This is a genomic window from Aggregatibacter sp. oral taxon 458 str. W10330 (assembly GCF_000466335.1).
GTDB lineage: Bacteria > Pseudomonadota > Gammaproteobacteria > Enterobacterales > Pasteurellaceae > Aggregatibacter.
On record NZ_KE952620.1, the window covers coordinates 4061 to 28847 of the forward strand.

At 37.2% G+C, this 24787-nt stretch carries 24 protein-coding genes; 3 read left to right on the plus strand and 21 right to left on the minus strand.

Annotation, left to right across the window (positions count from 1 at the left end):
* The first annotated feature begins 327 nt into the window (after positions 1 to 327).
* Positions 328 to 1641 (plus strand): hemolysin family protein, encoded by a 1314-nt coding sequence (locus HMPREF9065_RS01825; RefSeq protein WP_033002722.1) that lies wholly within the window; start codon positions 328 to 330, stop codon positions 1639 to 1641.
* A gap of 41 nt (positions 1642 to 1682) precedes the next feature.
* Here HMPREF9065_RS01825 and HMPREF9065_RS01820 read toward each other — a convergent pair whose 3' ends face one another.
* The 21 genes from HMPREF9065_RS01820 to HMPREF9065_RS01720 form a co-directional block, all read right to left on the minus strand.
* A complete protein-coding gene (locus HMPREF9065_RS01820; RefSeq protein ID WP_021616755.1) occupies positions 1683 to 3020 on the minus strand; it encodes an NAD(P)/FAD-dependent oxidoreductase in 1338 nt (445 codons plus the stop codon).
* Positions 3021 to 3075: 55 nt separating this feature from the next.
* Entirely contained in the window at positions 3076 to 4494 is a 1419-nt protein-coding gene (gene wbaP / locus HMPREF9065_RS01815) for an undecaprenyl-phosphate galactose phosphotransferase WbaP (protein ID WP_021616756.1), read from the minus strand.
* Positions 4491 to 5414 (minus strand): glycosyltransferase, encoded by a 924-nt coding sequence (locus HMPREF9065_RS01810; RefSeq protein WP_021616757.1) that lies wholly within the window; start codon positions 5412 to 5414, stop codon positions 4491 to 4493. The genes wbaP and HMPREF9065_RS01810 overlap by 4 nt, the downstream gene beginning before the upstream one ends.
* Positions 5415 to 5423: 9 nt before the next feature.
* A complete protein-coding gene (locus tag HMPREF9065_RS01805) occupies positions 5424 to 6308 on the minus strand; it encodes a glycosyltransferase family 2 protein (protein WP_021616758.1) in 885 nt (294 codons plus the stop codon).
* Positions 6301 to 7350: an acyltransferase family protein gene (locus tag HMPREF9065_RS01800; RefSeq protein WP_021616759.1), complete on the minus strand. Its 1050-nt coding sequence runs from the start codon at positions 7348 to 7350 to the stop codon at positions 6301 to 6303. The genes HMPREF9065_RS01805 and HMPREF9065_RS01800 overlap by 8 nt, the downstream gene beginning before the upstream one ends.
* A 10-nt stretch (positions 7351 to 7360) precedes the next feature.
* Complete coding sequence (locus HMPREF9065_RS01795) at positions 7361 to 8173, minus strand: NAD-dependent epimerase/dehydratase family protein (RefSeq protein WP_021616760.1); 813 nt, start codon at positions 8171 to 8173, stop codon at positions 7361 to 7363.
* A gap of 4 nt (positions 8174 to 8177) precedes the next feature.
* Positions 8178 to 10076 carry a rhamnan synthesis F family protein gene (locus tag HMPREF9065_RS01790; RefSeq protein WP_021616761.1) on the minus strand — a complete coding sequence of 633 codons (1899 nt, stop codon included), beginning with the start codon at positions 10074 to 10076 and terminating at the stop codon, positions 8178 to 8180.
* A gap of 14 nt (positions 10077 to 10090) precedes the next feature.
* A complete protein-coding gene (locus tag HMPREF9065_RS01785; protein ID WP_021616762.1) occupies positions 10091 to 10834 on the minus strand; it encodes an ABC transporter ATP-binding protein in 744 nt (247 codons plus the stop codon).
* Positions 10835 to 10840: 6 nt separating this feature from the next.
* Positions 10841 to 11626 carry an ABC transporter permease gene (locus HMPREF9065_RS01780; RefSeq protein WP_021616763.1) on the minus strand — a complete coding sequence of 262 codons (786 nt, stop codon included), beginning with the start codon at positions 11624 to 11626 and terminating at the stop codon, positions 10841 to 10843.
* A 1-nt stretch (position 11627) separates the two neighbouring features.
* On the minus strand, positions 11628 to 12170 hold the full coding sequence (rfbC, locus tag HMPREF9065_RS01775) for a dTDP-4-dehydrorhamnose 3,5-epimerase (RefSeq protein ID WP_021616764.1): 543 nt from the start codon (positions 12168 to 12170) through the stop codon (positions 11628 to 11630).
* A complete protein-coding gene (locus tag HMPREF9065_RS01770; protein WP_021616765.1) occupies positions 12167 to 12742 on the minus strand; it encodes a hypothetical protein in 576 nt (191 codons plus the stop codon). The genes rfbC and HMPREF9065_RS01770 overlap by 4 nt, the downstream gene beginning before the upstream one ends.
* Positions 12743 to 12754: 12 nt before the next feature.
* The gene (gene rfbD / locus HMPREF9065_RS01765) at positions 12755 to 13639 is read right to left on the minus strand and encodes a dTDP-4-dehydrorhamnose reductase (protein ID WP_021616766.1); all 885 of its coding nucleotides are present in this window, start codon (positions 13637 to 13639) and stop codon (positions 12755 to 12757) included.
* A gap of 1 nt (position 13640) precedes the next feature.
* Positions 13641 to 14513: a glucose-1-phosphate thymidylyltransferase RfbA gene (gene rfbA, locus HMPREF9065_RS01760; RefSeq protein WP_021616767.1), complete on the minus strand. Its 873-nt coding sequence runs from the start codon at positions 14511 to 14513 to the stop codon at positions 13641 to 13643.
* A gap of 78 nt (positions 14514 to 14591) precedes the next feature.
* A complete protein-coding gene (gene rffG, locus HMPREF9065_RS01755; RefSeq protein WP_033002709.1) occupies positions 14592 to 15653 on the minus strand; it encodes a dTDP-glucose 4,6-dehydratase in 1062 nt (353 codons plus the stop codon).
* 106 nt (positions 15654 to 15759) lie between these two features.
* Complete coding sequence (locus HMPREF9065_RS01750; protein ID WP_021616769.1) at positions 15760 to 16548, minus strand: TIGR01619 family protein; 789 nt, start codon at positions 16546 to 16548, stop codon at positions 15760 to 15762.
* Positions 16548 to 17351 carry an exodeoxyribonuclease III gene (gene xthA, locus HMPREF9065_RS01745; RefSeq protein ID WP_021616770.1) on the minus strand — a complete coding sequence of 268 codons (804 nt, stop codon included), beginning with the start codon at positions 17349 to 17351 and terminating at the stop codon, positions 16548 to 16550. Before xthA ends, HMPREF9065_RS01750 begins: the two co-directional genes overlap by 1 nt.
* Positions 17352 to 17374: 23 nt before the next feature.
* Entirely contained in the window at positions 17375 to 18496 is a 1122-nt protein-coding gene (locus HMPREF9065_RS01740) for a lytic murein transglycosylase (protein ID WP_021616771.1), read from the minus strand.
* Between the two features lie 3 nt (positions 18497 to 18499).
* Positions 18500 to 19303, minus strand: coding sequence for a glycosyltransferase family 2 protein (locus tag HMPREF9065_RS01735; protein WP_021616772.1), 804 nt, complete (start codon positions 19301 to 19303; stop codon positions 18500 to 18502).
* 71 nt (positions 19304 to 19374) lie between these two features.
* Entirely contained in the window at positions 19375 to 20256 is an 882-nt protein-coding gene (locus HMPREF9065_RS01730) for a glycosyltransferase family 2 protein (RefSeq protein WP_021616773.1), read from the minus strand.
* Positions 20249 to 21448 (minus strand): hypothetical protein, encoded by a 1200-nt coding sequence (locus HMPREF9065_RS01725; protein ID WP_021616774.1) that lies wholly within the window; start codon positions 21446 to 21448, stop codon positions 20249 to 20251. The genes HMPREF9065_RS01730 and HMPREF9065_RS01725 overlap by 8 nt, the downstream gene beginning before the upstream one ends.
* Before the next feature lie 8 nt (positions 21449 to 21456).
* On the minus strand, positions 21457 to 22227 hold the full coding sequence (locus HMPREF9065_RS01720; RefSeq protein ID WP_021616775.1) for a glycosyltransferase family 25 protein: 771 nt from the start codon (positions 22225 to 22227) through the stop codon (positions 21457 to 21459).
* 136 nt (positions 22228 to 22363) lie between these two features.
* Between HMPREF9065_RS01720 and HMPREF9065_RS01715 the strand changes: the two genes are divergently transcribed.
* Both HMPREF9065_RS01715 and HMPREF9065_RS01710 read left to right on the plus strand, forming a co-directional pair.
* A complete protein-coding gene (locus HMPREF9065_RS01715; RefSeq protein ID WP_021616776.1) occupies positions 22364 to 23887 on the plus strand; it encodes an oligosaccharide flippase family protein in 1524 nt (507 codons plus the stop codon).
* Positions 23884 to 24787 (plus strand): polysaccharide pyruvyl transferase family protein (locus HMPREF9065_RS01710; RefSeq protein ID WP_021616777.1); only part of this gene is annotated, 904 nt, incomplete at its 3' end. The genes HMPREF9065_RS01715 and HMPREF9065_RS01710, both read left to right, overlap by 4 nt.

Genomic DNA, 24787 nt, shown 5'->3' on the forward strand with positions numbered 1-24787 from the left:
CGATTCACTAAAATAGTGATATGAAAATAAACACAGTTACCGGTTTTCACAATCCCCTTGAAGGGCTTGTGAAGTATAGGCCCTTATAGGGGAGCCTAAAAACCGCACGTTTTACATGCGGATTATTATTCGTCCTTAATTCATTCTTATTTGCTTTATTTTTCTGATTTTGTACGTTTAAACGCGCTCTGCGAATGCCATTGCATATTCGTCATACTGTTCTTCTTCGCCTAAACCGACAAAACCCTAAACCGATTTCTTGTGCTTTATGATGTTATGATAGAATGCAATCATTTCTCCCATTAGGTCAGAGTGAGTCAAAATATGATGAGTTTATGGTCTGCTGTTTTCATTTTAATTCTGCTGATTATTATCAGTGCTATCGTCTCCTCCGCTGAAATTTCCTTGGCGGGCGCACGTCGCATTAAATTGCAAAACATGGTGAACGAAGGTAACACCAAAGCGGCGTTGGTATTGAAATTACAAGAACAACCGGGGCGTTTTATCACGGTCGTACAAATTGGTTTGAATATGGTTGCCGTGCTTGGCGGGGTGATTGGCGAAGCAACAATTCGCGTTTATTTACAAGCTTTCATTAATCAATACACGGACGCGCCTTGGGCGGAAAGTGCCGCTTCATGGCTGGCGTTTATCATTGTCACGGCTTCTTTTATTTTATTCGCAGATTTAATGCCAAAACGCTTGGCGCTGCTCAATCCTGAAGCAATGGCGTTGCGCACGGTGCGTATTATGCAAGTTTGCATTTTCCTGCTGAAGCCGATTGTTTGGATTTTCGACTCGTTAGCGAATATCATTTTCCGTCTGTTTAAAATCTCTACGGTACGAGTAGAAAGCATGACGCCGGAAGACATTGTCGCCGTGGTGGATGCCGGTGCTGAGGCGGGCGTGCTAAAAGCCCAAGAGCATTATCTCATCGAGAATATTTTCGATATGCAACAGCGTACCGTAACCTCTACCATGACCACGCGCGAAAACATTGTGTTTTTAGACCGCACTTTTAATCGTCAACAGGTGCTGGATACCCTAACAAAAAATTCGCACTCTAAATTAATTATTTGCGATAAAGGTTTAGATCACATTCTCGGCTATGTGGAATCGCACAGCTTGCTTACCTTATTTTTAAAAGAAGAACAAGTGCAAGTAACCGACCACCGCTTATTGCGCAAACCGCTATTTGTACCGGATACCCTGTCTTTATATGAAGTGCTGGAACTGTTCAAATCCACCGGTGAAGATTTTGCCATTATTGTGAATGAATATGCTCTGGTTGTGGGGATTGTAACGCTAAATGATGTGATGAGCATTGTGATGGGCGAATTGGTTTCTAATGAAGAAGAACAAATTATCCGCCGTGATGAAGACTCTTGGCTTATTGATGGCGCGACCCCATTGGAAGATGTGAAACGCGCCTTGGATATTGAAGCCTTCCCGCATGACGAGAACTACGAAACGATCGCCGGTTTTATGATGTATATGCTACGCAAAATCCCGAAAAAAACCGATTTCGTGTTGTTCGATCTCTATAAATTTGAAATTATCGACACCGAGAATTTCAAAATCGACCAACTGATGGTGTCTTTCCGTAAAGACTTACCGCAGGAAGAGACAACGATAAATTAGCCTGCCATTTCGCTGCAGACTAACCTAAAGACGCGCTTGAATTAATGCAGTTTTAAGGATGGCCGCAGGAAGCGATTTAAACGACCGACCACAATAATTAAGCCGGTTTTAAAACACCCATGCAAAGCCGCTTGGTGCATACGATACAGGGAAACGTACATCCATTGCGCGATTTTACCTTCGATGGTCATCGATGAACCACCGGTTAATTTGCCACCTAATGCACCAAATGCGGTAAATTCAGATAATGAAACCAACGATCCTTTATCGTTATATTTAAATTCGTTCAGCGGCTTCCCTTCAAATAAGGCTATGATGTTTTTCGCACAGAAACTGGCCATTTGATGAGCCGCTTGGGCTTTCGGCGGAATAGGCTTGCCATCATCTTGCATAAAGAAACAGCAATCGCCCATGGCAAAAATCGTGTCATCTTCTGTCGTTTGCAGGGTTTTCTTCACAACTAATTGATTAATTCGATTGATTTCTAAGCCATCAAAGTTTTGAGTAATCGACGATGTGCGAATACCTGCTGACCACACGATTAAATCTGCCGGAATTTGGCTACCATCTTTGGTAATCAAGCATTTTTTATCCGCCTCGACGATCATGGTATTGGTTTTTACTTTTACACCTAACTTGCTTAATTCTTCTGTTGCATCATTAGAAATGCGTTCAGGCAAAGCCGGTAAAATTCGAGGACCTGCCTCAATCAAGGTAACTTTTAAACGACTGCTGTCAATTTCGCCATAACCATAGGAAGACAGATGCTCTGCTGCATTATATAGCTCGGCAGACAGCTCAACACCCGTCGCACCAGCGCCCACAATCGCAATATTAATGTGACCGTCCTCGGCTAATTGCTGTTTGCTTTCTTCTTCGCCAATATCATCCAACGCTTGGTTTTCACGGAATTTTAAGAATAATTCCAACATTTTCTGTTGAAAGCGCATTGCTTGTGCCGGGCTATCTAAAAAGATGCAATTCTCCGCAACACCTTTCGTGTTGAAATCATTCGATTTACTTCCGATAGCAATGACTAAATAATCGTAAGGAATACGACGGGAGACCACAATCATATCGCCGTCTTCGCCATATACCGGCGCAAGTTCTACATATTTATGTTGACGATTTAAACCGACCATAGATCCTTGCTCAAAATGGAAATGATGATTATACGCATGCGCACGATAACTCAACGCCTCTACCCCATCATCCAAGGCGCCAGTCGCCAATTCGTGTAATAACGGTTTCCATAAATGCGTTTGGTTCCGATCAATCAACGTCACATTTGCACGCTTTTTACGACCCAATTTGTTTCCTAAATAAGTCGCCAGCTCTAAACCACCGGCTCCCCCACCGACAATAACGATGTTTTTCATATGTTTTTCCTAAATAAAAATAATTAAACTAAACACAAAAAAGTTACACAATAGCTCAATAGGCCCCTTTACGTCTCAATACAATATTTACCGTTTTCGCGAGAATGACAATATCATTCCACAAAGACCAATTTTTTACATACCATGCATCTAAATAAACCCGAGTAGAATAATCTACATCATTACGTCCACTAACTTGCCATAAACCAGAAATGCCCGGTCGGACCATTTTATAATAAATAAGATCATCTCCGTAGTACTTCAACTCTAATCTTGTGACAGGACGGGGGCCAACCAGGCTCATTTCACCTTTAAACACATTCCATAATTGAGGTAATTCATCAAGACTGGTTTTACGCAAAATATTACCTATTGGTGTAATGCGAGGATCATTCTTAAGTTTAAATTCTTTATTCCACTGCTGACGAGCTTCAGGATCTCTTGCCAAGATGTCTCTCAAAGCTTGTTGTGAATCCACAACCATTGTACGGAATTTATAGCATTTGAATGTCTTACAGTTACGACCCACTCTCACTTGGCTATAAACAACATTTCCGCCATCTTTTCGAATAATTAAAAATAAACAGAAGAATAACGGTGCAAGCAAAAATAATAGCGCCCCAGAAACAATAATATCAAAAGAACGTTTTACAAAGCGAGTAGAACGTTTGGCAAGATTATTTGGAATACGTAATACAATTGTTTCTGAGCTAAAGAAATGTGAAATTTCTGCACCATAAAGAGGAATACCTTGTAATGCAGGAATAATGGATACATTACGAAAATTCAAAGCAGACAGTTTTTTTACCCAGTAAGCCAATAAGTCCGACTCATTACTCTCTAAAGCAATAAATACTTTTTCATAATGATTTAATTGTGTCAAAAACACTTGCTCAGAAATAAAATCGACATGCTTAGCAAAAACCCCTATTTTCTGGTCAGATACAAACGCGTTTACTTTATAACCTAAATTGGTTTCTTGCTGAATAGCTTTGTAAGCACGAAATGCATTACCCCCTGTGCCGATAATGACACTGGGCATTTCCCATAATTTCATTATTTTCAGGATTTTCTTACAAAAAAAACGAAAAATTGGAAAGCAAAGGAACAATACGATATAGACAGATATCCAAGTTTCGGTGGGATCATGAATCTTAGCAAAAACTAATAATGCTAAATTAATAAAAGAAATAACAAAAATAGAGAAATAAATATCTTTCAATTCATCCCAAAATGGCTTTCTATATGTATAATGGCGATAAAATATCCAAAGAATTACAATACAAGCCAACATAGCGAGTATAAAAGACCCGACACGATAAATAGATCCTTTAAATTCTAAGACATCGCGAGAAAAATCATCTAACGGAGAAAGCCAGTAACCAACAACAATCGAAAAAACAAACGAACAACAATCTGTCAGAATTAAACTTGCCTTATTGATGAGAGGCGTTGAATATTGCACCTTTGTCATTTTTTCCAATATCCCTTGTGCATACTTAGCCACCTACACCATGCATAAGGTAGCTTTTTATAATGATAACCTAATTTAAAACCAACCCATTTGGCAAATGTTGATAATAGCGCTTTAGGTAATAAGTGCGGTGCATTTTTAGATAGAAATTTTAATTCCGAAAGCACGAACTTTTTCCCCTCCGAGGCTGCTTTACCGAAGGTTTGTTGGATCCATGCCTGATCACGCTGAAATACACCAGTATCAAAATAACGTTGAAACTCTTGTTTTAATGTATAGTTATGACTGTGAAATACTGTTGCCTCCGCGCAATAGGCAACTTTATACCCCGATAAAATCATTTTTGCCGTTAAATACATATCTTCCGCTAAAATAGTATTATCCGGAAATCCACCTAATTCCTCAAAAACGGATAGGCGATAAGCCGCAAAAGAATTTGACATAAATGCTGTCTTTATTCCAAGTATAGAAATATCCGCCTGAGATTTCACTTTTGATTCAGACGGATAGTTAAAATAACGGGCATGAGCGGCTAACGGTGTTGCATTATGATGTGGTAACTGTCGCCCACAAACAGCAGCCACTTTAGGATCGGAAAAAGGCGCAAGTAAATTAACCAATGAATCAGAAGATGCCAAAATTGCATCTTGGGTCATAAACACCACAATATCTGCAAAATCTTCCGAAAATTTGACCGCTTGATTGCGCGTTCCCCCGTGATTAAACGCCGATAGTGAAATCGAATGTACACAAAACCCTGCCTCTTCTGATAATTTGACTGTCTCATCAAAAGAAGAGGAATCAATTACAATCACTTGACTGGCTTTCAAGGATTGAGATTGATAGGCATGAACCCAATCCTGCCATTGATTGCCCGCATTGTAGGTTGGTACGCATAATGCAAACGAAAGAGCAGTCATTCTTCTTCCTTATTTTACCAAAAGAGATAATAGCCACTGCTTTAATTTTGGCACACTTTGGTACTCTCTTTTTGAAGAGGGAGGTAAACAATGTGGTTTGCCATATTGTGTAGCAAATTGCTCAAACATTTTAACTTGCCGGATTGCCTGACGAATATTTTTCCAGTAAGACTTAAATCGAATAAAATAATAAAATAGACGCAATTTATGGTTAAACACTCCCACTTGATTTTGGCAATGTTGACGATAATCTAGCAAAGGCTTATCTATAAATTGTGTTTCACCATAATAGCGCGCTAACAGTGCCAACCACCAATCGTGCATATAAAGTTCAGAAAGTTGAGTATAGGATAAAGAATCTAGTGCTAAATTACGTAAAGCACGATTGATCATACAGGCGGCACCTTGCACACAGTTTTTGTACAAAATCGAGTCGTCACTTAAGCATTTGGCACTTAAAGCCTGATAAGCAAAAAAACTAGGCGCAATTTCGTGATTTTGTTCATCAATCAAACGTGCGTCGCTAAAGATGAGTGTTGGTATAGCATTATTTTGCTTTTCCGCAATCTTGGCAAACGCAACGATTTTATTAGTATGCCAAATATCATCTTGATCCGATAAAAAGGTAAAGTCTGCCTCACAATGTTTTAATGCAAACAAAAAATTAGCAATCACGCCTTTTTTCGGACCTTGCATAATGTCATAAGCAGTAAAATTAGCATTAGCAAAGGTATTTCTGACAATAGAAAGCGTCTCATCACAAGATCCATCATCAGACACAATAATTTTTTGAGGCAAAATGGTTTGCGATAAAATACTTTCTAATTGTGAAGATATAAAAGATGCACCGTTGAAGGTGCATACAATTACATCATATTGAAATGCTTTATCCATATGATTCTTTTTTTCGATAAAAGAGTAAATTATTTAGTTTTTCTGTTATGTAATTAACTAATGGATAGACTAAGTAACCATAAAAAAAACTTAATGTTATTACAGTTATTAATATAGAAAATTTAACAAAATTATTTGAGTGAGCGACATCAAATGCACTATAAAAAAGTAATAAAATTTGATGATGAACTAAAAATGCTAGAAAGCTATAACGAGATAACTGGCTAAATAGTTCTCTCATATATTTAGGAATAAAATTTATATCAAATACGCTAGATATAATAATAAAGAAAGAAATTCCAACCATAATAAGCACAAAATGATATGGTATTTTATCTAGTAAAATTGATGTATTTACTAGAATAGCTAGAGCAACAACTGTCAAGATTCCTCTTAGTAACTTGTCTTTCCTAATATTTTGAGCAAAACAAATACCAAAAAAGAATTCTGGCAATCGCATCAGAGGGTTTATTGGCTCCCACATTTCAAATATAGCCCCATATTTTATGTGCAAAGAAACAACTAATCCTATTAAAAGGAGAAATGATAACAAAGGCTTTTTTAAACCATATAGAAATAAGAATGGAAAAAATATATATGTTATTAACATATATCCAGTATACCATTCACCAACCAAGTAGTAAGTAGGAAACTTATAAAGGAATAGTCCATCTAAACCGATTATTGTTAACAAGAACTTAATAGCTGGAACACCTTCACCTATTGGCTTACTCAATAATATAAATAATAACGCAACAACAGCATAAGTAAGCCAATACGAAGGATAAATAGCTAGAAACCGCTTTCTTATATAAGAGGTTAGAGAAAAATTTTCTTTAGCTGACAGCCCCAAACCAAAACCAGAAGATATAATAAAGAGAGATACTGCGATATCACCAACATTCATTCCTAAAAATTTTAGTCCAAAAAATAACGGAGCATTATTATCTGCATAAAAAGAATGCATATCCAAATGAAATAACATTACAGCAATGCAAGAAATAACTTTAATAAAATCAATATAGAAAAATTTTTCCTTCATAAATTTCTACCTATTTTTTCCCCCATACAGCCATAGAATCATAAGGTCGAGAAGGAAAAACATTATATCTAGGTTTAATTTTCAAGTTATGTTCTGCAATAAACTCTTCTACTGCTGTTCGTAAGCTCTTTGGTTTACCTGAGCAACAGTTAAATATACCAGACTGTTTGCTTGAAATTCTTTCTTCTATTTGTGCTGAAAGCTCTTCAATATCAATAAAATCATAAAGCATTTCTCCGCTATTCAATGGGAAAAATTCTTGACCTTCATCTTCAGCCTTTAAGATTTTTGTAAAAATGGAATTACTAAAACGGTCATCGCCTGTAATATAGTAAAAGCGCAACCACTGTAAATTTAATTCAGGCGTTACACTAGCAAAATCAAACATTGCTTGGCGTAAGAAGTTTTTTGAAATTCCATAAGGATTTCTAGGGTTACAAGGTGTATTTTCATCAATAGGCCCAATAAAGTATCCGACCTCATGCATTGTTCCTGCAACAGAGATATTTTTTATACCTAATTCTGCCATAGATGTGAGAAATTCGTAATGTTTCATCGCGTTAGCTAAATGAGAAGGGTCTCGATGATTAAACCCAGCCTGCCAGGCCAAATGCAATAAACATTCTGCATCTTTCACCAAATCACATTTCTTATCTTGAGATAAAGCGAAGATATTCCCATAAAATAAGCTTGCTCCCTCTAAATAATGATGGGGTGTTTCTCCATCAAAAAGCATTGCTGTGACTTGATGTCCTTTACCTAATAAACCTCTTACGACATTTCGACCGATATAACCATTGGCTCCAGTTACAATAATATTCATTGAATTAATGTCCTCTTAATTTATGATAATAGTATCTTAATTTTCTATATGGCACACGTGTAATTTTAGATAATTTAGGATAATTTCCAAGTACATGAGTCTTCAATAGTTTCACTACATTAATAACAAAATAGCGACTAACATTTGGATTGCCCTCTGATACATTACCTGACATATATTTTGCATTATATGCTAAATGTATTTGATAAGGTATATCGCCATTAGATAAATTACTAACCAGCCTTTGCATTTTATATTCTAATTTAGTGTAATTAAGCTCCATCATTTCTGACGACATAATGTTACATGCTAAGTAACCAGCATCATGTGCGGTATAAGCTAATAAACGTTCTAGAACATGAGCCAACGATCCATCACAATGCATTGGTTCTTTATTAAACTCTTCAAACTTCCAGTTATATTCAAAAAGTTTACGCAATGCCTTTGGTCTGAACCAAAACATAGTACCGTATGCAGCAAATGGAGAAATGTCATCAAATGGAATTTTAACACCAATCTTTTCTGCTATTTTTATAGCTAATTCCCTATTAGTAAACCAAGCATGGCCTAAAGTAGGGTGACCTATATGCACCATTGAAGGCATTGCAAATCCTATAGATTTATTCTTATCTAAGTAATTTAATACCTTAGATGTATAAGCTTTATCTTTTAAAAGATTTAGATACATCATCTCTTTAAAGTGTTGAGACATATTATGGGAATTTTGTGGTGATTTTTTAGAATGTAATCGACAAATCCAATCATATTTATTTGATAAAACTTCTTCTTTACATGTGATAAAAAGAGATGACATATCTCTACCACGATTTTGCTCTACTACTTTTACATTAATTGATTTTGCACCACTAAATCGCAATATTGAATTAGATTCAATATTGCATTTATTTTCTATACTAGAAGTAGTAATAAGCAAATCATAAGAACAAGGTATATTTTTAGTATAACCAACGATTTCATCGAGCATATCTGGATAATAAATATGCGCAATAACTAAAATTTTGATATCTGATCTTACTTCTTCTTCACATTGTGAATCAAAAACTTTCAATAAAGTTAGGTTAGTCGCAAGATCCTTAGGTTTGGTTGTTCTAAGTATATTTTTAAATATAAGAGTCGTATCATAATCAGAGTTATTTTCAATATACTCTATACTTCTACGTAAAAATAAGCATTCTACGTCATGATAAAGTGGATCATGAAAAAAAGGTCTTCTTTTTATTATAGGACAGCGGTGTTTTAACGTATCTTCTATTGATAAAAAAGTTGGGTAATTTACAGAGAAATCATCTGAATCAATATAAACAGAATAATTATATCCTTTTGTTAAAAAATGATTAGTAAACCTAGATTCATGCATTAATACTGAATCAGTATATGAATGAATCATAGGCATATTCTTCCAATAATCTTGGAATTCATGAGAGACTAATAAAGTTTTTCTAATTGCAATAAAATGTGATTGAATATGCTTAGGTAAAATACCTGTTCCCGTATAAGGATTTGGTTTTATTTCTGCATGATCCGAAATTCCCCAGAAATCAACATCTTGCTTGTCTGACCACTCAAATAATTCTGAAAATGGGAAGATAGGTGCAAAGAAAGTATAATTTAATAAAATAACTTCATCATATTCAGCTAGTTTATCGAAGCCAATTTTCTCAATTGCCTCTTTATATCCCCAAACATCAAATCCTACATTTTCTCGGCACATAATATAATCTGTGCAATGTTGAATCTTTTTACGTGAATCAACAGTTAATCCTGAATTTGAAACAAACCAGATATCCTGAACAAATTCTTTTAATTTTTCAAGTTTATATGGGATATAATCATCTACTATTCCATCGTGATCATAAAATAAATAAATTGCTAATCTTTTCATTTTTTTCCTTAGATTTAGTTATTAAGCATAGAAGATAGATATTCTTGAGAAACAGAAGAAGTATCCCCTATAACCCTTACTTCACCATTATCAATCCAGATAGCTTTAGAGCATAGCTCTTTAACTTGCTCAATTGAATGAGAAACAAATAATAATGTTGTACCATTACTCAACAAGTTCTCCATTCTCTCTTTACATTTTTGTTGAAAGGCAAAATCACCTACAGCCAATACTTCATCAACAATCAAAATATCAGGTTTCTGCACTGTTGCAATAGCAAATCCTAATCGAGCAGACATACCTGAGGAGAAGTTTTTGATAGGCACATCAATAAAGTCATTTAATTCTGCAAAATCAACGATCTCTTGGAAATGGGACTCAATAAATGTTTTGCTATAGCCTAATAATGCCCCATTAAGAAAAATATTTTCTCTCGCTGTCAATTCCGGATCAAAGCCAGCGCCTAATTCAATTAATGGTGAAATAGATCCATTGACTGTTACATTTCCTTGGTAAGGTCTGATAATTCCTGAAATTAATTTAAGTAAAGTAGATTTACCTGAACCATTCTTCCCAATCAAGCCCCAAGATTCCCCTCGTTTTACAGTAAAAGTAATATTTTTAAGTGCCAAGAACTCTTGAAACATTAGCTCTCTTTTTAACATCTTAATAATATATTCTTTTAAACCACTAATACTTTCAGATGATTTATTAAATCTTACTGTAGCATTTTTCACTTCAATCACTATATCATTCATAATTATTTAGATATAAAGTATAAACTCATTTTCTTTACGATTAAAAAACCAAATGCCGAATAATAATAGAATTATCGATATAATAAAACCTTGAGATAAAGACTCTATTGACAAACTCTGACTATTTAGAATTACATCTCTAAATTGCTCAACATAATTCACCATAGGATTTAGGTTATCATACCACCAACGATATTCTTGAGAAATAATAGACACCGGATAGATTATAGGGGTTAAATACATCCAAATAGAAGTAAAAACACCCCATAAATATTGAATATCTCTAAAAAATACAGTTGAAGCCGATAAAATGAATCCTAATCCTAAACTAAAAATATAAAGTTCCAAGAAAATTATGGGAACCCATAAAACATTCAATGTAATTTCTACTTGGGTAAAAATCATTACAAGAATTAGGGCTATCATTGCAAACAGCATATTAACTAATGAACTTGTTATTTTAGATAAAACAAAAATATACTTTGGTACATATGTCTTTTTTATTAAAGAAGCATTATGAACAATAGCTGTTACAGAACTAGAAGTCGCTTCTGAAACAAAACCAAAAATTAATTGCCCTGTAAGCAGATAGGCTGAAAAATTAGGAATATCAAATTTAAATAAGTTCGAAAAAACCACTGTTAATACAATCATCATTAGCAAAGGATTTAAAATACTCCAAATATAGCCTAAATAACTTCTTCTATATTTTAATTTAATATCCTTAAGAACAAGCTGCCTCAATAATTCAATATATTTAACTTGATTTATAAAAGATTTCATAAGCAACATCTTATTTAAATATCATAGCATCCTTTAAAATTTTTCCAGCTAAATCTTTTGCTGACAAACTCGGTTCGCCTTCTAAAGGCCATTCAATCCCAACAGTTTCATCATTCCAAATTAAAGAATGTTCAGCTTTTGGATTATAATAATCAGTGCATTTATAGACAAACTCTGCTTCTGCAGTTAACACATAAAAACCATGTGCAAAGCCTTCTGGTACCCAAAGTTGACGTTTATTTTCAGCAGATAAAATCTCACCAACCCATTGCCCAAATGTAGGAGATTTTTCACGCATATCTACAGCGACATCAAATACTGCTCCAGATATAACACGTACTAATTTGCCTTGAGTATTTTCGGTTTGATAATGTAATCCACGCAATACACCTTTGACTGATTTTGAGTGATTTTCTTGTACAAAGGTTCGATTTGCCACATTTTGTTTAAACCATTCATCACGGAAGGTTTCCATAAAGAAACCACGCTCATCACCGAACACTTGAGGTTCTAATAATTTTACATCAGTGATTTTAGTATCAATAACTTTCATTGAGAATCCTTATTTTTTACAAATTTTCGTTTATATTTTCGGTGGCTTTGAATATTTTTTTCGGCATCTTTCTTATCCCAAATTTGTAATTCCCAAGGATAATAAAAGTTGCTGGCATTTTTGAAATAAATATGAATACCAACATATTCATCTTTATCACGCAAATACCAGTTTTTTAAGCCGTATTTTTCTTTCCAATGATCTAATCGTTCCATTACTTGTGCAATACCATCGGAGTCAACAATAATCCTTGCACCAAAAATATCATTTAAAATGCTATTAACAGGATAGCCTTCACTGCGTTGTTTGAATCGTTCAATTTTATCTAAAATAGATTCTGATGTTTTTACCCGATAAAAGTAAGGCACATCATATAAATCAGCACGATATAAATAATCATTGATCGATTCGTGTAAGTTAAGGCGATAAGATAAAATATGCTCAATAGGCACTTTTGCCAGCGTATGTTTTAAATTAACTTTTTCTATTTCATCGGTTTCAAAATAATCTTTTGAAAAGGATAAATGAACTTTGTTAATTTCATCAATTAAACGCTCTATTTTCTCAAGCATATTTCCTTCTTTTTATTCTGCATAAGCTTTAATGTTTTTCAACGCTTTTTTCCAATCACTTGGATAAATGCCAAAGACTTGCTGAATCTTGGTTAAATCCAAGCAAGAATTTGCTGGGCGTTTAGCAGGTGTTGGATAATCCGCAGTGGTAATCTCGTTTACAAAAGGAACTTTCTCTAATACATTTTGTGAAACAGCCTCAGCCAAAATAGCTTTAGCAAAATCACACCAACTAACATGGGGCTCTCCACTAAAATGATAAATGCCATATTCGACATTTTCGCCTCTAATAATTTTTTCAGCAATCTTAACTAACGTGTTAGCAATATCTCCAGCATAAGTTGGCCCACCAATTTGGTCCGCAACAACGTTTAATGTATCGTATTTTTTTGCTAGGCGAAGCATAGTTTTCACAAAATTATTGCCATGTTCGCCAAAAACCCAAGAAGTACGTAAAATAATTACTCTTGAAACAAGGGAAAGAAGCACCTTATCTCCCTCTGCCTTACTTTTGCCATAAGCACTTAAGGGGCAAGTAATATCGCATTCTGTATATTTACCTTTTTTATATCCATCAAATACATAATCAGTAGATATATGCAAGATACTTGCATTAACTCTATTTGCAGCTTCAGCTAAATATTTTAGCCCTTTTACATTAACATCATGAACTAGTGACTCTTCAGTTTCAGCTCTATCTACATAAGTGTAAGCTGCTCCATTAAAAATAATATCCGGCTTAAACGAATCAACCAAAGACAATACAGTATTTTTATTCGTGATATCAAGCTCACTATGTTTTAAAGCTAATATATCATGACCTTTTTCAATCCTTAATCTTTGTGTCAAAGCGAAACCTATTTGTCCATTTGCCCCTGTGATTAGGAATTTTGCCACACTATTTTTTTTCCTTAATTATTCTAAGCAAGTATTGACCATACTCATTTTTTGCCATTGGCTTGGCAAGTTTTTCCACTTGTTCGGAAGTAAGCCAACCATTACGCCACGCGATTTCTTCTAAACATGCCACTTGTGAACCTTGTACATTTTCAATGGTACGCACAAATGAAGCTGCTTCATGCAAGCTTTCATGAGTACCGGTATCTAACCAAGCAAAACCACGCCCAAGCAATTTCACATTGAGCGAACCATCGTTTAAATACATTTCGTTAAGGGTAGTAATTTCCAATTCGCCACGTTCGGATGGTTTCACTTGTTTTGCGAATTCCACTACACGATTATCATAGAAATATAAACCGGTTACTGCATAATTAGATTTTGGTTGTGCGGGTTTTTCTTCAATCGAAATCGCTTTAAAGTTTTCATCAAATTCAACTACGCCGAAACGTTCAGGATCTTTTACAAGATACCCGAATACTGTTGCACCACTTGGTTGAGCAACTGCTTCTTGCAACATTTGAGAGAAATGGTGACCGTAGAAAATGTTGTCTCCCAATACCAAACAGCAACTATCACCGTTGATAAACTCTTCACCAATGAGGAATGCTTGTGCTAAGCCATCTGGGCTTGGTTGAATTGCGTATTGTAAATTCACCCCAAAGTCTGAGCCATCACCTAATAAGCGCTTGAAACTTTCATTATCTTCAGGGGTAGTAATAATAAGAACATCACGAATACCCGCTAACATTAATACTGAAAGTGGATAATAAATCATTGGTTTATCATAAACCGGTAAAAGCTGTTTAGACACTCCTCGAGTAATCGGATAGAGGCGTGTTCCAGAACCGCCAGCGAGAATAATACCTTTCATTAGTGTACCTTTAAAAGTGCGGTAGATTTTATTATATTCTTTATAAATTTCCTTAAAAAATTCACCGCTTGTAAATTATTAATTACCTAAACGCTCACGGTTATATGAGCCATCTAATACACGGCTCCACCATTTTTTGTTATTTAAATACCATTCTACCGTTTTGCGGATACCTGATTCAAAAGTTTCTTGTGGCTTCCAACCCAATTCTTGATTAATTTTGGTTGCATCAATTGCATAGCGTACATCATGGCCAGGACGATCTTTCACATAAGTAATTAAGTCTTCGTATTTCACCACGCCTTTAGGTTTATTTGGAACAAGCTCTTCTAATAGCTGGCAAATAGTGCGAACCACGTCAATATTCGCTTTTTCATTATGCCCACCGATATTATAGGTTTCGCCTACTTTACCTTCCGTGACAACTTTATATAATGCACGTGCATGATCTTCTACAAATAACCAATCACGAATTTGTTGACCATTTCCATAAACTGGTAATGGCTTTCTATCTAGTGCATTTAAAATCATTAATGGAATAAGTTTTTCAGGGAAATGAAATGGACCATAGTTATTTGAACAGTTAGTCACAATCGTTGGTAAGCCATAAGTACGCAACCATGCGCGAACCAAGTGATCGCTAGAGGCTTTAGATGCAGAATAAGGACTGCTAGGTGCATAAGGTGTCGTTTCAGTGAACAAATCATCTGTTCCCTCTAAATCACCGTACACCTCATCTGTTGAAATATGATGAAAACGAAATGCTACTTTTTTCTCATTGCTTAACGTATTCCAATAAGCACGCGTGGCTTCCAATAACGTGTAAGTACCAACAATATTTGTTTCAATAAAAGCAGCAGGCCCATCAATAGAACGGTCAACATGACTTTCTGCCGCTAAATGCATGACTGCATCAGGCTTATGTTGTTCAAATACACGCGCTAATGCTTTAGCATCGCAAATATCAACTTGTTCAAAAGTATAACGTGGATTATTTTCCACAGATTCTAGGGATTCTAGATTTCCAGCATAAGTAAGTTTATCGACATTCACCACGCTGTCTTGTGTATTTTCAATAATATGGCGAACAACCGCAGAACCAATAAAGCCCGCACCACCAGTAACTAAAATTTTCTTCATAATTTTTCTCATCTTTTTTGTTATAAGTTCTACTAATTATACAGGAACATTGAAAAAAAAGAATGCCTCTTTTTTTACGTAAATTTATAAACATCCCTCACCACCATTAATTCACCTTTCCTTGGCTTATCGTATCGCTTTCCCAGCCTACATATTCACCGGAAAATTTTTCCGCCAATCGTTCAAACTGCTCCACATAACGGAAAATATCATCGTTATCTAACGTCATTTCCTGTTCGATTTTAACGATATATAACCCTTCGTTGTCATCTTCATCCTCAAAAATCATTGGGGCGCTGCTGTAGCTTATCGTATTGTAGGAAAGATCGCTCAAATTGACCTCTTCCATAAACTGGAACATTTGTGGCTCTTCTGCGAAATGGAAGGTATGCTCAACAAGGTAAGTGTCCGCAAGATCTCTGCCGTTTTGTAGCAACATAGACAAAATTTCTTCTGTCATATTGAGTTTCATTTCTAACGGTGAGGGCAATAAAAAATCAAAGTAGGTATCCCAATTTGGATCCTCTTGCACTGTAATCTCCTCAATGTCGTCTTTAAATTGGTCAAGTACATCGAAAAGTGCGGTGGTTTCATTACAATAAAAATAAAGTTTTAAATAGCCTTCAGTGAAAATATGCCCAGCATAAAGCAATTCTGGTAACGCCGAAATTTGCACCAAAATTTTGAATAATTCTTTAACCACTCGATGATGTTCATCTAATGTTGGCAGCGTATTTTCATCCCCCTCATAAGGCAATGAAACCTGTACAATTTTATTGTATTTATCTGGGGTAAATTGTTCAAAAATATCTAAATTCACGGTGCAAGAGGCCATATTGCCGTTGATAACCGTACGGTAATTTTGCCAATGTTGTTCAGGATTTTTTAATGGCATTACTTAAACTCCGCCCAAATAGGTGCATGATCTGATGGTTTGTCCATCGCCCGAATATCAAGCGCAATCCCGGCATCCACGCAATGCGCTGTCAACGCTTTATTTGCCAAAATATGGTCAATGCGTAAACCGCGATTATCATCAAATCCTTTGGATCGGTAATCAAACCACGAGAATTTGTCATTTACCGTCGGATTTAAATAACGGAAAGTGTCTTCCAAGCCATACGCATATAAACGCTGATACCATTCGCGCTCTTCCGGCAAGAAGGAACATTTACCGGTGCGCAACCAGCGTTTACGATTTTCTTCGCCGATACCAATGTCCAAATCAGACGGGCTGATGTTCATATCGCCCATAATGATCACCGGGTTTTGTGCATTGTGATCTTGTTCCAAATAGCGTTGTAAATCCGCATAGAATTTTTGTTTTGCCAGGAATTTGGTTGGATGTTCGCGGCTTTCACCTTGTGGAAAATAGCCGTTAATCACCGTTAATTGACCAAATGGCGTTGCTAAGTCGATCATAATAATGCGTTTTTGCGCCTCTTCATCATCGGTCGGGAACCCTTTTCTCACCAATAACGGCTCCTGTTTACTCAACAAAGCCACACCATAATGCCCTTTTTGGCCAAAATGGTTGACGTGATAGCCAAGATGATCCACCAACTCATAAGGGAAGACTTCATCCGCCACTTTAATTTCTTGCAAGCCGAGCACATCCGGTTGATATTTATCTATGATTTCTTCTAATTGATGTGGTCTTGCTCTTAATCCGTTGATGTTAAATGACATGACTTTCATGTTAATTCCTTAATTTCTCTTATTTAGTTGCCGATGCGCTGCTGAATTCTATCAGCAAACATGCCGATACTCACGGCGAAATAATTCGACTTGTTCCAATGCAATAGCGTGCGATAGTTGTTTGACACTAAAAACGCTCGCCCCAATTCACGATCCGGTCTCACCAGCCACAAATCCGCCTGAGAAAGTGCGGTCAGTTTTTGCTGCGTTTCTGGTGTAAAGAACTTAGCCGTCACGCCCAGTTTCTGCCAGTCGGCTAAGCTGCGTTGTTTGCCTTCTTCAATACCGGATAATGCCATATCGATCGACTGGTTTACGGTGACTTCAATGCCCCAAGGGAGATTAGGGTTCCAGCCCTCGGTGTGCAAATAATTGGCGATAGAGGCAAACACATCATAGTGTTCCGTCCAAATGTTTTTCTCACCATCTCCGTTTCCATCCGCGGCATAACGTAAATAGGAACTTGGCATAAATTGGGTTTGCCCCATAGCACCTGCCCATGATCCCCGCATTTTGTGGCGCTGAATATGATCCCGTTGCAGCATTTTCATGGCTGCAATAAATTCTTTACTGAATAACGCTTCGCGACGCCCGTCAAAAGCCAACGTGGCCAACACGGACAACACATCATAACTGCCTTGATAATAGCCAAAACTGCTTTCCATGCCCCACAATGCCATCAAATAATTTTTCGGGACACTAAAGGTTTGGCTCGCCTTTTCCAGTCGTGGCAGTTGCTCCCAATAACGTGCAGAAGCCGTCTCTACTTTATTTTCGGTTAATACGCGATTTAAGTAATTGGTCGTGCCATTCGGGTTTATCACCGGTGGCGCATTAGGATCGCGTTTACGAATCCGTCCCGCTTGTTGATCGTCCAAATCCACGGATTTTTGGATGTAGTTAATGTTATTTTGTGCATTCAACACATCCATCGAAACGCCTTCGGCTGCCGCTTTGCCTTTCAAGAAATTCACATAATCATTGAAGTTCTCTAATGTGCGAGGCTTGCTATAAACCGCGCTTGCTGCAACAGCGTGAATACCATGAGTTCCGCCACTTGAAGATGAAGGAGCATGAGAAGAACATCCCGCCACAAAAAGTGCGGTGAAAATAACAGATGTTTTTAAAAAGGTCGTAAACGTCATGGGCTATTTTCTCAAGAACGTATGATAGAGGCTTTTCAATAAGGACGTTGGCAATAATCGTGCCCCGGAACGCAAAGCAAACGTAAACAAGCCGGAAAATAATCCTTGGATACCTAAACGATATTTTAATTTAAACAAACGCCACTCTGCTTTGGCTTGATTTAAACCACGACGACGCCCTACCATGCCATTGCCCACGCGGGCGTACACCAAAATATCCGGCAAATTCGCCACGTTTTGACCTTGTGCCACAAGCTTAATCCACAAATAATAATCTTCTTGCAGATCTTCATATCCACCACAATTGATGACCGCACTTTTTTGATACGCCACGGTCATGTGATTGAATGGACAACGCTTTTGCGTGAACTTCACAATCTCTTGCGCCGTTGTCGGCACATTGCGATACGCCACGATGTCGTTAACATTGTCACCAAACTCAGCGATTTGCCCACCGAAAATGATCGTTTCCGGATGTTGTTCAATAAATGCCACTTGCTTTTCAAAACGTTCCGGCACACAAATGTCATCCGTATCCATACGGAAAACCCAATCGTGCGAACAATGTTTTAATCCTTCATTTAAGGCTTTACCCAATCCCAGGTTTTTCGGTAACTTCACTAAATGAAGCGGCAATCTTGCTTCAAATTCGCTGACAACCGCGTCTAATTCCGGTGTCACCGCACCATCAAACACTAAGACGATTTCATCGGCAGGATGCGTTTGTGCTACAAGGCTTTCAAAACATTCTCTTAAATATTGTGGATTTTCCTTAACGTATAAGGACATTAAAACTGAAAATTTCATATATCTCCGTAGGATGCAACTTATTGCATCAAAGTACCGACATAAAATTCGTGCAACAAGTTGCACGCTACTTACATAAATCGTTTCAAATTAATTGCCAATTTAGGGGAAATTAAAACCACAAAGGCAATAACTAGCTGCTTAATACTTTTCGTTAATTTAAAAATCTCAAAATAGTAAAAAGCCGCTTTGCGGGATAAATTCATAATATGTGGGTAGGCCAACATATACTGTGCATTGATAGCAAAATGCTTTTCTTGCTCTGCCGTTTTCACATAATTTTCACGGATATAATCAATCGCTTTTTGCGTATGAGTCGTATCCGTTGATACACTAGAACGCTTCGTATGGAAGGTACAATAAGTTAATGGTTCTGCCACTTTGTACGCTTTAAACGTTGGATCTTGTACAAGCTTCAGCAAGAAATCATAGTCTTCCAATGAACGAAGTGCGGTGGATAATCCGCCGATTTTTAAAAACAGATCTTTTTTCACCCCAATCATCGGCATACCACCGATTTTATTCGCCAGTAAAATTCGCTCTACACTAATCTCTTGTGGCTCAATCGGATTGGTCACATAGCTAAAACCTTCATTCACCATTTCACATTTAGCAGGATGATAAACAAAGTTAACATCAGCATGCTCAGCAATCACATCGGCTAATTTCTGACATTTATCATTCGCAAAACGGTCATCGTCATCAAGGAATAACAACCACTCATTATCGGCATTTCTTGCCCCGATATTACGGCTTTCTGCTGCCCCTTGATTGGTTTCGTTACGAATGACTTTAACTGCAAATGGATAAGATTGTGTGACTTCAACGGCTTCTTTTGAACAATCATCCACAATCACCACATCAAAATTATAGGCAGTCTGCTTGGTTAAACTTTCCAATAACGCAGGAATTTCTTCTTTCCGATTATAAGAAGGCACGATGATACTAAACATCTTTCGGCTCCTTTTGTTTAAAGAAAATCAGTTGTTTACCGTGAGTGCCAAAAAGCGATAAGAACATCAACATAACGAACATAATGCCAGGGAAAGCAAAGGTATCGGCTTTGATGTTACAAAATGCCAAAATCACAAAGGCAGAAAGAATAAATTTCCAACTGCCATCAAACCAATTTAAGGCGACTTTGCGTACAAAATAGAATGTCACAGCAAAACATACTAAGGCATAAGACACGCCACCATAAAGAATTTGACGTAAGAAACCGGAATCCGTATGACCATAATAACGACCAACTTCTAACTGCCCTGTCATATACATCCCATCGCCATAAATAAACTGTTTAAGCGTTGGCATAAAGAGGTGGTTTTTCATCAAAGTATCCGTTGACGAACTGACAAATCCTGCACCGTGTAATAAATTAATCACGGGTTCTAACGCATGGGTCACATAAGGATTTTCCGGTAAGAAATACGCTAACAGCAATACTAAAATAGCGAATGCAATAAGCGATGGCACATAACGCCATTTGAAATACACAAAAATGCTCACGACCGATAATAATAGAAATGTACGCCCTGAAATCAATCCAATACATAGCATAAAAAACACTAAAATACTTGGAAGCGCATTATGTTTAGCGTTGTAAGCGAGCAAGAAATGCAACAGCATTAAATAGAATAAACTCAGTTGGAAAAAGGCGGTTGCGGTGATGTTATATAGTCGATATTCCTGCTCTGAACCATAAAAACGTGCAGGCAACACCGCATTGGTCGAAAGCAAGAAATCAATCATAAATGATGCACCGAGTAAGCCAATCACACCTACGATAAACTGCACCACCACGCCAATTTGCAAATCACGCACCACGTTCTGTTGACCATTTGCATTGGCGTAAAAGGCATTATAAAGTCCTACACCGAAGATAAATAAAATCAGCTCTTTCACATACATGGTGATAACAGAAAGATCTTTTGTGCCATTAAGCAATAACGGAATCACACTGAAAATAATCAATCCGCCTAAAACAGCAAGACTGTCTAAAGGCAAAATAATGCCTTGCGGTTTCTGCTTTTTAACGTACTGATACGCCAAGACAACCAATGCGGCGAGGCCTGCAACGAATGACATTCGTACGACATGGAACAACCAAGGATCGTAAAGATAAAAAAGGTTAAAAAGTGCGGTCATTTTTTACGTTATTTTCCTAAATTTTTTTTCACTGCTAAGATTTTTTTGAACGGATATTTTATTAATTTCTTCACCAAATTATTGGATTTTGAACCACGAATCGCTTCCAAATTACTCACTAATTGTGGGTTTTCAATGGCTACAAGCGGACGAACCACTTTGTTATTAATCTGGAATTGGGTTTCAAATAATAAGAAATCATCCGCAAGCCAAAACGGTTTTTCCTGTTCGAGTTGTTTTAAAAATGCACGTGCCGCGGATTTTTTAATTAAGTATGCCACCGTGCCGGCAAAATAACTTTTATACGGATACGCGACGGTAACATCGCCAACAGTTTGACGTAAAAAAGAAAAGGTGGTTGGATAATTAATCTCTAATTCCACATCGTCAAAGTCCGCAATTTTTGATTGCCCGATTAATACAATATCCGCATCGCACTTTTCAGTTAAAAGTGCGGTCGTTTTTGGCAACAAATTTGCATTAAACAAGGCGTCATCTTCACAGATCAATGCATAGTCATTCTCTGCCACATTTTGATCTTTTACGATCTGACGATAAACCGCTAAATGGCTTAATGTACAACCAATTTCGCCTTTTGTGACGCTGCGTCCATAATGCTGTTCAAACTTCGTTGGGTTAAACACCTCTGCCAACGCATCCCATTCTTTTTGCATGGTATTAATCGCTGAAAAAACCGCGAAATCGGCGGTATCGGGTTGAGCAAAAAACAGCTCACGGCGCTGAACATCTTTATCAAGTGAAATCAAATATTTATTCATAATTATCTCAGTTAAAATCCATTTCCCATTTGATGCTATTAAGGGGAAATAGTTGCATAAAAGATTGCTGATTATACTAAAGAAATCTATAATCCCCCACCTATTTTACGGCAAAAACACAAGTTCGATTTTCCCGATGTCCAACAAAACCATTGCTAAAAACACCCTCTTTCTTTACATCCGTATGTTGTTCAATATGGGCGCGATGCTGTATATCTCGCGCGTGGTGTTGCGCGTATTAGGCGTGGAAGATTTCGGGATCTACAACATTGTCATGGGCGTGGTGATTTTGTTCTCTTTCTTTAACGGCACCATGACCGCCACCACACAACGTTTCATTAACGTCGAAAAAGCCTCAAACGACAGCAAGCGCATCAATAAAGTCTTTAATATCAGTATTCTCAATCACTTATTGATCATGTTGGTTGTGGTAATCTTGGCAGAAACCGTCGGGCTGTGGTTCCTTAACCATAAATTAATTATTCCTGCCGCGCGTATGCAAGCGGCCAATATTGTTTATCAGGTCGCCTTGGTCATTGCCTTGATTGAAATTATCAAAGTGCCTTTTAATGCCATGATTGTTGCCCATGAAAGAATGGCTTTTTATGCCTGGCTGGGATTAGCTGAAACTGCCTTTAAACTGACCGCTATCTTTATTTTGATGCATATCGAACACTACGACAAACTGATTTCTTATAGCCTCTTGTTGTTGTGCGTCAGTATGTTGGTGTTTACCCTTTATTTTCGTTTCACACGCAAGGCTTTCTACACAGAAACCCGTTTCCATCTTGAGAAAGATTTACATACCACCAAAGAAATGATGAGCTTTTCCGGCTGGATGCTGGTGGGGCAACTGGCTTATGTAGGTTCAACGCAAGGGCTGAATATGGTGACCAACCTGTTCTTCGGCGTTGCCGCAAATGCGGCGGTGGGTATTGCGACGCAAGTGGATACCGCCGTGTATAGTTTTGTGAACAACTTCCAAGTGGCGTTTAACCCGCAACTGGTGCAATCCTATGCGGCAAAAGACTATGAGCGAAATAAAAAGTTGATCTTGGGCACCTCAAAATATTCTTTTTATTTAATCGCGATTTTATCCGCACCGGTGCTGTATTTCAGTCATACCTTACTTACCCTTTGGTTGGGTAATAATGTGCCGATGTACACAGATAAACTGGTACAAGCCACGCTTGTTTGTTCCCTTATTAGTGCCATGGCGGGGTCGTTTTGGATGACGGCGTTAGCTATCGGCTCAAAAACCATTAAACAATACAACGTTATCTTGGCGATTATCGATCTTTGCACGGTGCCGCTTGCCTATTATCTGTTCACGTTAGGCTACAATCCGGTCTATGCCTTTATCGGTAAATTCTGCACCGCACTTTTGATGCAGCTTTATCGTCTCTACTTTATTAACAAAAGAATTAAATTTAATCGCAAAGAATTTGTCTCATACTTAACAAATATCAGCTTGGTTTTTGCCTTATTATTAGGCTTAATTTATTTCTCGGATACCCAACACACTTATTCATTCTTTGAATTCGTGGGAGAAGCTATCCTGCTTGAAGTTGTGTTAATTTCAGTGATTCTCGTGATGGGACTCAACAAAACTGAAAAAGACTTTTTATTTAGCTATTTAAGAAAAAGAGTGAAAAGATGAATCAACAACTCATTGATTTAAAAAACAAATTAGCTCCAATTGCAGATTTAATTAAAGATAAAAACGATGTTTTTTATCTTGATTACCCGTTGCATTTAAACGTGGGCGATTTATTGATTTATCACGGAACAGAACAGTTTTTTACGGATCATCATATTCATGTGGCCTTAAAACGCAGTGAATTCGATATGGACATCGAAGAACTGAAACAGAAAATTACACCAAACACCACCATTTTATTACACGGCGGTGGTAATTTCGGTGATCTTTATCCACAGCACCAAAATTTACGGGAAACCATTATACGGACGTTCCCGAATAATCGGGTGATTGTGTTACCACAAACCCTTTTCTATAAAAGCCAAGAAACGTTGGAAAAATCCGCCGCACTTTTCATGCAGCATCAAGATTGTCATTTGCTGGCACGTGATGAAAGAACGGCAAATGCCTTTGAACAGTTTTCACCAAACGTATATTTATCACCAGACATGGCACATGAACTGTACGGCAAGTTACCGACAAAAAATACCCAAACCGGGCAATCGCTATATTTCTTACGCAAAGACATTGAAGCCAGCGATATCGAAAAAAATATTACGGCAAAATTGCCTGCCGGTAGCCATATCAAAGATTGGGATGACATTTTATCCGGTCAGGATGACTTCGTCTTGGCAGTAAGCTGGCGTTTAGCAAAATTTGCCAAGCGGCACGATATCAGTCGGTTAAAAGATCTTGTTCATCAATACTGGAAAAACTATACCTTACGCATTGTGCAACGGGTAGCCAAAAACTTCCTAAGTTATGACAACATCACCACCACCCGCCTGCACGGACATATTTTTTCCTGTTTATTGGAAATTCCAAATGTGGTTTGTGATAACTCTTACGGCAAAAACACCG

Bases quoted from the DNA above. Each gene is read 5' to 3' on its own strand.
- HMPREF9065_RS01825 (WP_033002722.1), top strand. From the start codon at position 328: ATGAGTTTATGGTCTGCTGTTTTCATTTTAATTCTGCTGATTATTATC.
- HMPREF9065_RS01820 (WP_021616755.1), bottom strand. From the start codon at position 3,020: ATGAAAAACATCGTTATTGTCGGTGGGGGAGCCGGTGGTTTAGAGCTG.
- wbaP (WP_021616756.1), bottom strand. From the start codon at position 4,494: ATGACAAAGGTGCAATATTCAACGCCTCTCATCAATAAGGCAAGTTTA.
- HMPREF9065_RS01810 (WP_021616757.1), bottom strand. From the start codon at position 5,414: ATGACTGCTCTTTCGTTTGCATTATGCGTACCAACCTACAATGCGGGC.
- HMPREF9065_RS01805 (WP_021616758.1), bottom strand. From the start codon at position 6,308: ATGGATAAAGCATTTCAATATGATGTAATTGTATGCACCTTCAACGGT.
- HMPREF9065_RS01800 (WP_021616759.1), bottom strand. From the start codon at position 7,350: ATGAAGGAAAAATTTTTCTATATTGATTTTATTAAAGTTATTTCTTGC.
- HMPREF9065_RS01795 (WP_021616760.1), bottom strand. From the start codon at position 8,173: ATGAATATTATTGTAACTGGAGCCAATGGTTATATCGGTCGAAATGTC.
- HMPREF9065_RS01790 (WP_021616761.1), bottom strand. From the start codon at position 10,076: ATGAAAAGATTAGCAATTTATTTATTTTATGATCACGATGGAATAGTA.
- HMPREF9065_RS01785 (WP_021616762.1), bottom strand. From the start codon at position 10,834: ATGAATGATATAGTGATTGAAGTGAAAAATGCTACAGTAAGATTTAAT.
- HMPREF9065_RS01780 (WP_021616763.1), bottom strand. From the start codon at position 11,626: ATGTTGCTTATGAAATCTTTTATAAATCAAGTTAAATATATTGAATTA.
- rfbC (WP_021616764.1), bottom strand. From the start codon at position 12,170: ATGAAAGTTATTGATACTAAAATCACTGATGTAAAATTATTAGAACCT.
- HMPREF9065_RS01770 (WP_021616765.1), bottom strand. From the start codon at position 12,742: ATGCTTGAGAAAATAGAGCGTTTAATTGATGAAATTAACAAAGTTCAT.
- rfbA (WP_021616767.1), bottom strand. From the start codon at position 14,513: ATGAAAGGTATTATTCTCGCTGGCGGTTCTGGAACACGCCTCTATCCG.
- rffG (WP_033002709.1), bottom strand. From the start codon at position 15,653: ATGAAGAAAATTTTAGTTACTGGTGGTGCGGGCTTTATTGGTTCTGCG.
- HMPREF9065_RS01750 (WP_021616769.1), bottom strand. From the start codon at position 16,548: ATGCCATTAAAAAATCCTGAACAACATTGGCAAAATTACCGTACGGTT.
- xthA (WP_021616770.1), bottom strand. From the start codon at position 17,351: ATGAAAGTCATGTCATTTAACATCAACGGATTAAGAGCAAGACCACAT.
- HMPREF9065_RS01740 (WP_021616771.1), bottom strand. From the start codon at position 18,496: ATGACGTTTACGACCTTTTTAAAAACATCTGTTATTTTCACCGCACTT.
- HMPREF9065_RS01735 (WP_021616772.1), bottom strand. From the start codon at position 19,303: ATGAAATTTTCAGTTTTAATGTCCTTATACGTTAAGGAAAATCCACAA.
- HMPREF9065_RS01730 (WP_021616773.1), bottom strand. From the start codon at position 20,256: ATGTTTAGTATCATCGTGCCTTCTTATAATCGGAAAGAAGAAATTCCT.
- HMPREF9065_RS01725 (WP_021616774.1), bottom strand. From the start codon at position 21,448: ATGACCGCACTTTTTAACCTTTTTTATCTTTACGATCCTTGGTTGTTC.
- HMPREF9065_RS01720 (WP_021616775.1), bottom strand. From the start codon at position 22,227: ATGAATAAATATTTGATTTCACTTGATAAAGATGTTCAGCGCCGTGAG.
- HMPREF9065_RS01715 (WP_021616776.1), top strand. From the start codon at position 22,364: ATGTCCAACAAAACCATTGCTAAAAACACCCTCTTTCTTTACATCCGT.